Origin of the sequence: Haloarcula hispanica ATCC 33960 (genome assembly GCF_000223905.1) — an archaeon.
In the GTDB taxonomy this organism is placed as follows: Archaea; Halobacteriota; Halobacteria; order Halobacteriales; family Haloarculaceae; genus Haloarcula; species Haloarcula hispanica.
The window spans coordinates 2,155,701-2,167,414 of the sequence record NC_015948.1 but is presented as its reverse complement, the minus strand read 5'-3'; the positions used below and the strand labels follow the sequence as shown (position 1 = coordinate 2,167,414).

Sequence of the window (11,714 nt, the reverse complement as noted above, 5' to 3'; positions counted from 1 at the left end):
CGGTACCGTGAGATTTACTGGGGCTGTCAGCATACCGGCGGGCGTGGGACTATACGACCGATATCTCGCGATGCGCGTTCGGCGCAGCGACGCCGACCTGCCCGAGACGGTCGCGCTGGTGATCACCGAGCGGGACCTCCTGGGAGACGGTGCATACCGGACCTTAGAGCGATTCTTCGACTGGGCCGTTCAGTACGGCACCGATACCGTCGTCGTCTACGTGAGTGTCCTCGACGAGGAAGCGATCCCGACGCTGCAGCGTGAACTCGAAAGTGTCACCGCGCCACGGGAGATAGCGGTCAGAGTACCGGACGACGAGACGACGGCCGACGCCCCGATCCAGATTTCCATCGGCCTCGGCGGACAGTCGGAGTTCGCGACGGCCGTCCAGAAGCTCGCGGAAGACGTCGATGCAGGCTCACTCGACCCGAACGATATCGACGAGGCCGCGGTCGAGGAGCATCTCGTCTTCCCGACCGACCCGGATCTGGTTATCAAGACCGGGGCCGAACGGCTCTCGGATTTCATGATCTGGCAGTCCGTGTATTCGGAGCTGTATTTCACTGACGTGAACTGGCAGAACTTCCGGCTTCGGGATTACTTGCGGGCGTTGCGGGATTATCAGGAGCGACAGCGGCGCTTTGGCCGCTAGGAGGTCAGTCCGCGAGGTCGTACTCTTCGTCGAGTTGCTCGCGTTCGGTACTCGGGAGCGCGTCACGGAATCGCCCGAGCATCCGTTTGGCCGTCGGTAGCTCCGATTGCTCGATGGCACGAACCAGTGCCAGCGAGCGCTCGGCACGGGTCGTCCGCCAGGACTGCTCTCGGTTCTGGTACGTCCGAATCGCTCGCAGGAAGTCGACCTTCCGGAATTCGGGCCAGTAGGGCGTACAGAAGAACGTGGCAGCCTCGTTGCCGTTGGCGTGCCACGGCAGGAAGTTCGAGGTGCGTTCGTCACCGCCGGTTCGAACGATGAGATCAACGTCGCGGGTCGGCCCCTCGTAGAGCCGCGCTTCGATAGTCTCCGCGGAGACGTCCGTCGGGTCGAGGGTTCCGTCTTCGACGGCAGTGGCGACGTTGCGGGCCGCGCCGAGCAGTTCGGCCCGGCCGCCGTAGGCCAGCGCGATGTTGAGGTTGAGCTGGTCGTACTGGGCGGTTCGCCCTTCAGCGTAGTCGACAGCGTCTCGGACCCGGTCGGGTAGCATCTCTGTCTCGCCGATGGCGCGGATACACACGCCGGCCTCGTGGACCCGGTCGGCGTCGGCAAATGTTCGGAGCTTCTGTTCGACGAGGTCGAAGATGTGTTCGCGTTCCTCGGGGTCGCGGTCGAAGTTTTCCGTCGAGAACGTGTACAGCGTCACCTCACGAACGCCGAGTTCGTCACACCAGTTCAGCAGCGCCTCCGTTGTTTGGGCTCCTTCTCTGTGGCCTTCCTGTTTTTTGGCGCCCTGCTTTTCCGCGTATCTTCGGTTCCCGTCCATAATGACTGCGACGTGGTCGGGCGTCCCTGACAGTTCCCACTGGAGCAATCGCTCGTAGGCCGCATATCCCAGTCGCTTCCCCCTCGATAGCATCGTTGTGTACATTTCAACCACTCAATAAGGGCTTTGTGGAAGGGACTGGGTACAGTTATTTCCCACCTAATCTATCGAAATATATGCGCATAGTTTTAATATACCCCGGCTTAACGTTCAAATTGCAATGGCGACCGGTACGGTAGACTTCTTCAACGACACAGGCGGTTACGGGTTCATCGATACCGAAGACTCCGACGAGGACGTCTTCTTCCACATGGAGGACATCGACGGTCCTGACCTCGAGGAGGGGCAAGAAGTGGAATTCGAGATTGAGCAGGCCGACAAAGGCCCGCGCGCGAAAAACCTCACGCGGCTGTAACCATGGCGACAGGCACTGTCGACTTCTTCAACGATACGGGTGGCTACGGTTTCATCGAAACCGACGATGCCGACGAAGACGTGTTCTTCCACATGGAAGACGTCGGCGGCCCGGACTTAGAAGAAGGGCAAGAAGTCGAATTCGACATCGAACAGGCAGACAAAGGCCCGCGAGCGAAGAACCTCACGCGACTGTAAGCGAGACCGGCTCGCTTTTCAACGGGTTCGCGACTGACCGAGCGGTGCGACTCGGCAGCGCGTGGGTTCCCACCGCTGTCGCTGTGCCGCCCCTCGAACCGAATATCTTCGGGTAGAGCCGACCAGCGTTTGGAATCCGAAGTGTCTTAGGGACAGCAACACCGACCGCATGGTATGAGCGAGGCCGACGCACTTGACGACGACCTTTACCGCCGGACTAAACAACTGCTTGAGCCCGGCGAGATTCAGCTCAACGGCGCTGTCGTCCACACGGAGTACGACGGCAGCGACGAGATCGAGATGATGCAGGCCACCATCGAGGTCGGCGAACTCATCGCCGAAGGCGCGAGCCTGGACCCGAAGGATACGTACGTTTACTCCGGCAGCGACGACCCCGAGTTCGCGTCGAACCAGCACCAGGGCCTCACGCTGGACGGCGAGGAGTTCGTCTGGGAGTGCCAGCAACTCCTGCGCAACGGCTCCTTCGATCTGGTGTTCTACTACGAGGCCAGCGCCGACCACGACGGCATTCTCGAAGCTATCGAGGACGCCGGCTACGCGGTAACCGGTGTCGAAGGCGAGTAACCGCGTCGTACTGTCGGACGGAAGCCTTTCAAGAATGTCGCCACTCCCAGGGTTGCGAATAGCTGTACGAAGTTACGTCCAACAGTATCAGTCGCCGGCCGCCAGCCGTTCCTGGCAGTTGTGACAGTAGGTGTAGTCCGGGCCGTTCGCTGCGCCACAGATACGACAGGTCGTGGCCTCGACGGCGGCCTGTTCGAAGTAGGCGTTGAGCTGGCCGGTGTCGCGACCGTTACGTCGACCACTGAACTGCTCGACCAGCGTATCGTGTGCGGCGTAGTCCATGAGCCGGAACATCAGCACGAACCACAGCGGTACCCCTATCAGGACAAACAGGTAGACCAGCAGCCGGACCGCCAGCTCGGCTGTCGAGATTGCCACGCGCGGGTTAGGGGCGCAAGGGGGTAAAACGCTCCGGCGACCCGGACATGGTACCGGCTGTCCCGGACTGTTTTTATTCGCAGGCCCCCCAGCTTTCGGCATGAGCGAAGACCTCGGGACGGTAGACCGGGCGGTGTTGAACGCCTTCCAGGGCGGCTTCCCGGTCGTCGAACGGCCGTTCGAACCGGCCGCGGCGGCCCTCGCCGACCACGGCGTCGACATCGACGCGGACGAGCTGTTAGCGCGTGTACAGGACCTCGACGACGCGGGCGTTCTCACGCGGTTCGGGGCACTCATCAACGCCGAAGCTATCGGCGGTACCGCCACCCTTGTCGCAACTCACGCCCCCGAGGACAGCTACGACGAACACGCCGAGATGATAAACGCGTACCCGGAGGTCGCGCACAACTACGAACGCGAACATCCGCATCTGAACATGTGGTTCGTCCTCTCGGTGGCAGAGGAAGGCCGGGTTGAGGAGGTCCTGGCAGAAATCGAGGCCGAAACCGGCGAGGAGACGTACAACCTCCCGAAACAGCAGGAGTTCCACGTCGGCGCGAAGTTCCCCGTCGAGGGGCCACAGACGCAAGATATCGACTGTTCGGACCTGGGGCCGGACGTGACGCCGACCGACAGCCAGTCCCTGACCGCCGACGAACTGGACCTCGTGCTGGAAATCCAGGACGGCCTGCCGATTACCGCCACGCCCTACGCCGACGTGGCCGACGAAATCGACGCCGACGTCGACTGGGTGCTGGAGACGATACAGCGGTTCAACATGGAAGGGAAGGTCCGCCGCGTCGGGGTCATCCCGAACCACTACGCGCTCGGCTACAGCGAGAACGGGATGACCGTCTGGGACGTCCCCGACGAGGTCATCGACGAGGTCGGCCCGGCTATCGCCGAGTTCGACTTCGTGACCCACTGCTACGAGCGGCCGCGCCACGACGGCGTCTGGCCGTACAACTTCTTCGCGATGACCCACGGGCGAAGCGAAGCGGAGAGCCAGGAGCGCATCCAGCAGGTCCGCGACCGGATGGCCGACCACTGGGACGTGTCCGAGGACGACTGGGACACGCTGTTCTCGACGCGCATCCTGAAGAAGACGGGAATCAGGCTGGACGAACGAGCGCGGCAGAACACAGAGACGGCGTGACCGTGTCCGCTTGGTGTAGCAGCGCCAGATCAGGAGGGGAGCACCGATGATTCCGCTCATGCACGACTTCGAGGGCGAGACAGTGCTCGTCGTCGGCGGCGGTCCGGTCGGTGCGCGCAAGGCCCGAACGTTCGCCACGGAGGCGAGCGTCGTCGTCCTCAGTCCCGAGTTCGCCGACCGGGCGTTCGCGGACGCCGAAAAGGTCCGGGCCGCCCCGGACCCCGAGGATGCCGAAGAATGGGTCGAGCGGACCGACCCGGCACTGGTCGTCGCCGCGACGGACGACTCGGCCCTGAACGACGCCTTCACCGCGGTTGCCGAGGAGCACGGCGCGCTCGTCAACCGTGCCGACGACCACGGTGACCAGTCGTTCGGCAATGTCGTCGTCCCGGCGACAGTGCGGGACGACCCGGTGACGCTGGCGATTGCGACCGGCGGGCGCGCGCCGGCGCTGTCGAAACACCTCCGCGAGCGTTTCGAAGACGAGTTCGGAAACGCCGGTCTGATGGCGGAACTCGTTGGTGACCTCCGTGAGGACCTGCGCGACCGGGGCGTCCCGCCGGCCGAACGACGTGACGCCGTTAGACTCGTTGTCAGGTCACGGGAAGTTTGGAAGGCTTTAGATAGTGGCAGGTACAAGGGAGAGCAAGTAGCTAGAGACGTGATCGGAGAGTTACCTGGTGATCAAACGTGAGAGGGGACACTGGTGCAATCGTTGGGGTCTGTATCTCCCATGAACGCGCAAGCGTCGACCAATTAGAGACCGCTGCGGCGGACAGCGAGCGCCACGCCGTCGAATCCCTGCTCGCCAACCCAGAGGTCGAAGAGGCGATTGCGCTACAGACGTGTAACCGTACCGAGGGGTACGTCGTCGTCTCTGATCACGCGGACGGGCTCGACGCGCTCGAACTGTTCACCCGCGCCGTGCCCGAAGATGTCGTCGTCGAGATGGGTCACGAGGAGAGCCTCCGTCACTTGCTCCGGGTAGCCGCCGGGCTCGAATCGATTGTGCTGGGCGAGGACCAGATCCTCGGCCAGCTCCGGACCGCCTACGAGACAGCCCGCGGCGTTGGCGGCATCGGGCCGATGCTGGAAGACGGTGTCACGAAAGCGATTCACGTCGGCGAGCGCGCCCGCACGGAGACGAAGATCAACGAGGGTGTCGTCTCGATTGCCTCCGCCGCGGTTCGCTTGCTCAAACAGGAGAGTTCGCTGACTGACGGGACAGCGCTCGTCGTCGGTGCCGGCGAGATGGGCCAACTCGCTGCGGATGCGCTCAGCGAGGAGGTAGACCGGCTGCTCGTGGCTAATCGGACAGTGCCACATGCGGAGCACGTCGCCGAATCGGTCGACATCGACGCCAGTGCGGTTGCGCTCGACGGCATCGAAGCGGCCGTTTCCGAGGCCAGTGCCGTCATCTCGGCGACGGGGAGCGGCGACCAGGTGTTCGATATCGGGACCTTCAGCGATGCCGGTGACGTATCTATCGTCGATATTGCCCAGCCGCGTGACGTTCCGGCCGGCGCGGACCGACTCCCGTCGGTGACGGTGTACGACCTCGACGCGCTGGAGTCGGTGACCGCCGAAACGCGGAACAAGCGGCAGCGAGCCGCCGAGGCAGTCGAACGCATCGTCGACGAGGAGTTCGACCGCCTGCTCACGCAGTACAAGCGCAAACGCGCCGACAGAGTCATCTCGACGATGTACGAGAGCGCCGAACAGGTCAAGGCGGCCGAGATAAACAGCGCGCTCTCGGCGGCTGACTTCGACGATGACCAGGCGGAAGTCGTCGAAGCGATGGCCGACGCCATCGTCTCGCAGATCCTCGCCGCGCCGACCAAGAGCCTGCGCGACGCCGCGGAGGAGGACGACTGGTCGACGATTCATACGGCGCTCCAGTTGTTCGACCCGGACTTCGGCGGCCCGGACCAGGCCACCCCGCCCGAGTTCACCCAGGGCATGTCGGTCGACGACATCCCCGACGGCATGCGCGACGAGATCCCGAACGCGATGCTCGACCGACTCTCTGACGACTGACCACGCCCACCTTTTTGCCCACGCCGCCCGACGTAGCCGATATGGCAGACCTGCTCTCTGATGCAGAGATTAGCGACCGGCTACCCGAGGAGTGGACCCGCGACGGCGACGAAATCGTTCGCGTCTTCGAGTTCGACGGCTATCTGGACGCGTCGGGCTTTCTGAGCGCCGCCGCTGGCCTCGCCGAAGACGCGTGGCATCACCCGGAGATGACCATCCGCTGGGGCGAGGTCGAAGTCCGACTCACGACCCACGACGCCGGTGGCATCACCGAGAACGACATCGATCTCGCCGAGCGGCTGAACGGCATCCACGACTGACGGTGTGACCGTGGACACCGCCGATGGACTCGCGTCGCTCCGGCCGACCGACCCCGAGGGGGCGACCGCACGGTACGTCTTTCGGGTCGAAATCCGGCTGGAGCCGGACGCGGATGGGCTGTGGACTGACCCCGACCGGTTCGAGACGACGCTGTATCGAGCGGCCGACACCCCGGGGACCGGCGGCTGGCTGTTCTTCCGGGACACGCTCTGGCGGGGCGAACTGGCCGACGAACCGCACTTCCGTCGGCTTGTCGAGGACGAACTCGGCTGCCCGGTCGTCTCGGCGTCGTTCCGTGAACTCCGGACCGAGGAGGCGTACCTCGACGCGCTACAAGCCGAAATCGCCGACGACCTGGCCCTGTTCAACGCTGATTCGGTCAGCGAAGTGCTCAACAAGTACCTCGGCAGTTCGATCCGTGTGGCGTGAAAAGAAACGTCGCTGCGTAGTCAGTGTTTACAGCGGTGTTATACGCAGCAAAACTAGTCGTAGGGCCCGAAAGACTTTATTAGAAAATCCCCAATAAAATCACCCCTCATGACCACCGACTATGATTTCTGGCTGTTCGACCTCGACGGGACGCTCGTCGATATCGAGCCAGCCTACCCCCGGAAAGTGATGGGTGCCGTCGGCGACCGCCTCGGCGTCGAGTTCACGGACCGGGAGCGGGATGCGCTCTGGTACGGTTTCGGTGGAACACGGTCGCAGACACTCGCAGAGCGCGATGTCGACCAGCAGGAGTTCTGGCGGCTGTTCCACGAGGAGGAAGATCCCATTTCCCGGGCCGAGGCGACGTATCTCTACGACGACGCCGAGGCGTTCCTCGCCACCCTCGATACACCGGTCGGACTGGTCACGCACTGCCAGCAGTACCTCACCGAACCGGTGCTCGATCACCTCGACATCGCAGACTGGTTCGAGACGGTCGTCTGCTGTGACGACGACATCGGCTGGAAGCCCGACCCGAAGCCGGTGGAACTGGCGATGCGGGAGATGGACGTCTGGTACAACGGCCACCGCGGCGTGCTCGCCGGCGACAACCCGTCAGACATCGGCGCGGCGTGGAACGCGGGCCTCGACGGGGTCCACGTCGGTCGGCGGTCCCCGGCGGAGATGGGTCGGTGCGTGCGCGGCGACAGGCGCGTCGCCTCGCTGCTCGATCTGGCGTCGTCTCAGGGGAGGTAGTCCCAGTTTTCCACGGTGACAGTCGTTCCGGCATCGATACCAGTTTCGTCTGCAGGCACGGATACCCAGCCGTCGGCTCGGGTCGCCGTGGCAAGGTCAGCGCCCGGCAGTGGCGCCGCTGTCCCGTCGGTCACGGTGACCGGCACGAACGAACGGACGGATGCAGGGCTGTCTACCCCGTCGCTCAGTGAGGCTGATTGGTGGGGGTGATCCGACAGCGGTGCATCGGCAAACGCCTTCAGTAGCGGACGAAGGAGTTGTACCGCGCCGACGCGGGCTGCACTCGGCGACTCCGGCAACAGCAGGACCGGGCGGTCCTCGACGACGGCGACTCCCGTCCGCTGGCCGGGGTCGATATCGACGTAGTCGGTGAACACTTCGCCGAGGTCCGCAACGACCTCTCGAAGCGTATCCCCCGGCTCGGTTCCGGTGATGACGAGCGCATCACGGGTGAGGTCGCGCTGGACGGCCATCCGGAGCGCCGGTGCGTCGTCGGCGACGGGGTCCCGGTAGGTCACTTTCCCGCCCCACCGGTCGGCGTACTGCGCCAGCGTGAACCCCGCTGTCTCGACCTCGCGGGCCGCGCTGGCAGCCGCTCGGAGGTCGTCGCCAGTCGGTACGATTCCGACCTGCGGTCGCTGGCGGACGAGTAGCTCGGAGACGCCGGTCGCACGCAGCAGTCCCACGTCACCGGGCCGTACCTGATGCCCCTGGTCGAAGACGGTGTCATCGACCGAGATACCTGCCTCCTCGACGGGTTTGTTCGCCGTCGCATCTGTTGCCAGCACTCGTCCGACAGCGACGGACAGCGGAATCCTGTCTGTCCGGTCGACGGGGACGGCGAAGCTACCGAGCTGTCTGCGGGCAGTCTCCAGCGCGAGCGGCTCGGCCTCCGACGGCGGGGTGCCAGCCATACCCTTGCTAGTGGGTACTATGGCAAAAACGCCCCGAGTGGCCACGTCCCATCAGTCACTCGCCTACATGGACTGGGAACGCTTTTGTTCGGTCCGACGCGGAGTGGCCGTATGGTCCTCCCGCAACTGGTCGCCATCGTGTTCCTGGTCATCGGCGGCTTCGTCCTCCTCCGCGGTGGCCGGGAACTCCGAACGGTGTTTCACATCCTCCGGAACGATCCAGTCCCGGTGCGCTCGCTCGACGGGCACTCCGGTCCCGTCGAAATCACCGGCACAGCCGTCGCCGACGAAGACGCCGGCACGGTCACAGCCCCCTTCACCGGCAGCGAGTGTCTGGCCTACACCTACGAGGTCGAGGAGTATCGGTCGTCGGGGAAACACTCCAGCTGGGAGACGCTAGACGAGGGGCAGGCCGGCGTCGACTTCATCGTCGACGACGGGAACGCTCGCGTCCGCGTGAATCCCGACGGCGCGGACGTACGGTTCGAGTCCCAGTCCGTGACGGTATCCCCCGGGACTGAACTCCCCGAGCGCCTGGCCGGCTACGTCGAGCGAACGGATGCCGTCGAGGCACAGGACGGGTCCGTGAACCTGCTCGTGACTGAGATCAGCCTGGGGAACAAGCAGCGCTTTACCGAGCGCCGGCTGGACGTTGGCGAGGACGTGTACGTCTACGGTCAGGCGATGCGCGGCCCCGCATCGGAGTGGGGAAGTAATCTGGTCGACGCCGTCGTCGGGGATGGCGATGGGACGCCGGTGTTCGTCATCTCCGACACCAGCGAGCGTGGCACGGCCCGACGGATTGTTCGCGGCGCTATCGCTGAAACTGTGTTCGGACTAGCGGCTGTCCTTATCGGTGCTGCCGTCCTCCTCTCCGTACCCCTGTAGAGTAGCAGAGACCGTCGGGTTTACCACTGCGTACCACTTAGACAGGCGTATGCCAGCCCTGCGTGAAGCGCTTCGGGATCTTCCCGACGCCGTGTTCGCGGACGTGCTCGAATCCGAGGACGAATACCTGCTCGTGCTCGACCTGCCGGGTGTGACCGCGGACACAATCGACGTGACCGTTGAAGGGGGCCGCCTTCGTATCGACGGGCAACGGACCAAAGACGTGCCCGGGGAGTTCACGTTCGTCCGCGAGGACCGCTCCGTGTTCCTCGACGCCGAGCTCCCGCTCCCGCCGGACACGACCGGGCAGGGCGGGGAGGGGACCGTGGAAAACGGCGTCCTCGAGCTCCGCCTGCCGAAGGCGACAGCCGCACCGAGCACTACAATCCCGATCGACGGGGACTGACCCAGAGGTGGCAAGCCGGTGAACCTTCGCGCGTACTGGCGGTTCCTCGTCGTCGCTCGCCACTTCCTGCCCCTGTTGGTCGCGTACGCACGAGACCGAAAGCGGTTCTTCGTGGTCGGCTCGTCGCGCCGTGTCACGCCTGAACAGCGTCGCAAACGTGCACAGCAACTGCTCGACTCGCTGCTGACGCTCGGCCCGACGTTCATCAAACTCGGACAGATACTCTCGACCCGGCCGGACGTCCTGCCGCCGGAGTACATCGAGGAGTTCTCGAAGTTGCAGGACCGCGTGCCACCGGCGGACTGGGACGAGGCACGGGTCGTCATCGAGGACGAACTGGGCTCCGTCGACGACCGCTTCGACGAGTTCGAGACAGAGGCGATAAGCGGCGCGTCGCTCGGCCAGGTGTATCTGGCGGAGGTCGACGGCGAGAAGGTCGCCGTCAAGATCCGCCGGCCCGGTATCGAGACGCTCGTCGAGGCCGACCTGCGGGTCGTCCGCTGGTCGCTCCCGCTGTTGATGTATTTCATCGACGACTCCCGGTCGTTCTCGCTTGAGACGCTAGCCGACGAGTTCTCGAAGACCATCCGCGAGGAGATGGACTACCAGCGGGAGGGCCGCATGCTCACCGAAATCCGGGAGAACTTCCGGGACAACGACCGTATCTGCATTCCCAAGGTCAAGGAGTCCCACTCCACGCAACGCGTCCTGACGATGGAGTACGTTCCGGGCACGAAGATCAACGACATCGACAGCCTCGATGCGGGTGGTATCGACCGGACGGAACTGGCCGAGACGCTCCAGCGGGCGTACCTCCAGATGATTATCGACGATGGCGTGTTCCACGCCGATCCACATCCCGGGAACCTCGCTGTGCAGGACGACGGGACACTCGTCTTCTACGACTTCGGAATGTCCGGTCGAGTCGACCCGTTCGTGCAGGACAAGATCATCGACTTCTACGCCGCCGTCGCCGATCAGGACATCGACGCCATCCTCGATGCCCTCATCGAGATGGGGACGCTCTCGCCGGAGGCCGACCGGCAGGTGATGGGTGACGTGATGGAACTGGCCATCGCCGACGCCCGTGGCGAGGACATCGAGCAGTACCGCGTCCAGCAGATCATTCAGCAGGTCGAGGACACCATCTACGAGTTCCCGCTTCGCCTGCCGGCGAATCTGGCGCTCGTGTTGCGCGTCGCCACTGTCGTCGAAGGCGTCTGTGTCACGCTCGACGAGGACTTCGACTTCATCGGCGTTGCTACCGACTATCTCCGCGAGGAGGGGTATCTCGCCGAGGGCGTCCGGAACTTCGTCGAGGACCGGGCGACCGAAGTGTCCGACGCCGCCCGGTCGGCCGTCCGTATCCCGCCAAAACTGGAGTCCGCCCTCGACAGAGTCGAGCGGGAGGACTTCCGCGTACAGGCCGACATTGAGGACTCCGATGGCCTGCTCGCGACGATGACCAAGCGGCTCATCCTCGGGATGTTGCTCGCGAGCACGCTGTTCTCGACAGCGTTCCTCTACACGCAGGCGTCGCTGCCGGCCACTGGTGTCGGCATCGCTGGAACCGTCGGGCTCTCTCTGGCGCTGTGGTGGTCGTTCCGCTCGAAAAAGGCCGTCCGCGCCAAGCCGCAGTTCACGCGACAGAGTATGCGTGAGCAGGACCGGGAGAGCCCGAGTGGGCTCAACACCTCCTTCGGCGAGGACACCGACGACGCCTACAGCGGTGACTGAACGCCGCGTCCGATTGT

General features: G+C 64.3%; 16 protein-coding genes. 13 read left to right on the top strand and 3 right to left on the bottom strand.

Going from position 1 to position 11,714, the window contains the following annotated elements:
• Nucleotides 1-43 precede the first annotated feature (43 nt).
• Nucleotides 44-652: an undecaprenyl diphosphate synthase family protein gene (locus HAH_RS10925; protein WP_023843370.1), complete on the top strand. Its 609-nt coding sequence runs from the start codon at nucleotides 44-46 to the stop codon at nucleotides 650-652.
• Nucleotides 653-656: 4 nt separating this feature from the next.
• On the opposite strand, the gene uppS is transcribed toward HAH_RS10925, so the two are convergent.
• Complete coding sequence (gene uppS / locus HAH_RS10920; protein ID WP_044951957.1) at nucleotides 657-1,583, bottom strand: polyprenyl diphosphate synthase; 927 nt, start codon at nucleotides 1,581-1,583, stop codon at nucleotides 657-659.
• 115 nt (nucleotides 1,584-1,698) lie between these two features.
• Here uppS and HAH_RS10915 point away from each other — a divergent pair, with 115 nt between their 5' ends.
• The 3 genes from HAH_RS10915 to HAH_RS10905 all read left to right on the top strand — a co-directional run bounded on the left by HAH_RS10915 (nucleotide 1,699) and on the right by HAH_RS10905 (nucleotide 2,675).
• On the top strand, nucleotides 1,699-1,893 hold the full coding sequence (locus tag HAH_RS10915) for a cold-shock protein (RefSeq protein WP_004517065.1): 195 nt from the start codon (nucleotides 1,699-1,701) through the stop codon (nucleotides 1,891-1,893).
• Between the two features lie 2 nt (nucleotides 1,894-1,895).
• On the top strand, nucleotides 1,896-2,090 hold the full coding sequence (locus tag HAH_RS10910; protein WP_004591449.1) for a cold-shock protein: 195 nt from the start codon (nucleotides 1,896-1,898) through the stop codon (nucleotides 2,088-2,090).
• A 174-nt stretch (nucleotides 2,091-2,264) separates the two neighbouring features.
• The gene (locus HAH_RS10905; RefSeq protein ID WP_014040955.1) at nucleotides 2,265-2,675 is read left to right on the top strand and encodes a DUF5778 family protein; all 411 of its coding nucleotides are present in this window, start codon (nucleotides 2,265-2,267) and stop codon (nucleotides 2,673-2,675) included.
• A gap of 87 nt (nucleotides 2,676-2,762) precedes the next feature.
• Here HAH_RS10905 and HAH_RS10900 read toward each other — a convergent pair whose 3' ends face one another.
• Nucleotides 2,763-3,053: a DUF7577 domain-containing protein gene (locus HAH_RS10900; RefSeq protein WP_014040954.1), complete on the bottom strand. Its 291-nt coding sequence runs from the start codon at nucleotides 3,051-3,053 to the stop codon at nucleotides 2,763-2,765.
• Nucleotides 3,054-3,153: 100 nt separating this feature from the next.
• On the opposite strand from HAH_RS10900, the gene ahbB reads away from it, so the two are divergent.
• From ahbB to HAH_RS10870, 6 genes are all read left to right on the top strand, one after another.
• Nucleotides 3,154-4,209, top strand: coding sequence for a siroheme decarboxylase subunit beta (gene ahbB, locus HAH_RS10895; RefSeq protein ID WP_014040953.1), 1,056 nt, complete (start codon nucleotides 3,154-3,156; stop codon nucleotides 4,207-4,209).
• Between the two features lie 46 nt (nucleotides 4,210-4,255).
• Complete coding sequence (locus HAH_RS10890; RefSeq protein ID WP_023843369.1) at nucleotides 4,256-4,903, top strand: precorrin-2 dehydrogenase/sirohydrochlorin ferrochelatase family protein; 648 nt, start codon at nucleotides 4,256-4,258, stop codon at nucleotides 4,901-4,903.
• A complete protein-coding gene (gene hemA, locus HAH_RS10885; protein WP_014040951.1) occupies nucleotides 4,900-6,246 on the top strand; it encodes a glutamyl-tRNA reductase in 1,347 nt (448 codons plus the stop codon). The genes HAH_RS10890 and hemA overlap by 4 nt, the downstream gene beginning before the upstream one ends.
• 41 nt (nucleotides 6,247-6,287) lie before the next feature.
• Nucleotides 6,288-6,566 (top strand): 4a-hydroxytetrahydrobiopterin dehydratase, encoded by a 279-nt coding sequence (locus tag HAH_RS10880; protein WP_008312658.1) that lies wholly within the window; start codon nucleotides 6,288-6,290, stop codon nucleotides 6,564-6,566.
• 10 nt (nucleotides 6,567-6,576) lie between these two features.
• Nucleotides 6,577-6,996, top strand: a complete 420-nt coding sequence (gene lwrS / locus HAH_RS10875; protein ID WP_014040950.1) for an LWR-salt protein — start codon at nucleotides 6,577-6,579, stop codon at nucleotides 6,994-6,996.
• A 108-nt stretch (nucleotides 6,997-7,104) separates the two neighbouring features.
• Nucleotides 7,105-7,752: an HAD family hydrolase gene (locus HAH_RS10870; protein ID WP_014040949.1), complete on the top strand. Its 648-nt coding sequence runs from the start codon at nucleotides 7,105-7,107 to the stop codon at nucleotides 7,750-7,752.
• Here the strand turns inward: HAH_RS10870 and HAH_RS10865 are convergent.
• On the bottom strand, nucleotides 7,740-8,666 hold the full coding sequence (locus HAH_RS10865) for a molybdopterin-binding protein (protein ID WP_014040948.1): 927 nt from the start codon (nucleotides 8,664-8,666) through the stop codon (nucleotides 7,740-7,742). The genes HAH_RS10870 and HAH_RS10865 overlap by 13 nt on opposite strands.
• 111 nt (nucleotides 8,667-8,777) lie before the next feature.
• On the opposite strand from HAH_RS10865, the gene HAH_RS10860 reads away from it, so the two are divergent.
• The 3 genes from HAH_RS10860 to HAH_RS10850 are packed head-to-tail and all read left to right on the top strand — an operon-like array spanning nucleotide 8,778 to nucleotide 11,697.
• Entirely contained in the window at nucleotides 8,778-9,554 is a 777-nt protein-coding gene (locus tag HAH_RS10860; protein WP_014040947.1) for a GIDE domain-containing protein, read from the top strand.
• Between the two features lie 49 nt (nucleotides 9,555-9,603).
• A complete protein-coding gene (locus HAH_RS10855) occupies nucleotides 9,604-9,960 on the top strand; it encodes an Hsp20/alpha crystallin family protein (RefSeq protein WP_014040946.1) in 357 nt (118 codons plus the stop codon).
• A gap of 18 nt (nucleotides 9,961-9,978) precedes the next feature.
• The gene (locus HAH_RS10850) at nucleotides 9,979-11,697 is read left to right on the top strand and encodes an ABC1 kinase family protein (protein ID WP_014040945.1); all 1,719 of its coding nucleotides are present in this window, start codon (nucleotides 9,979-9,981) and stop codon (nucleotides 11,695-11,697) included.
• The last annotated feature ends 17 nt before the right edge of the window (nucleotides 11,698-11,714 follow it).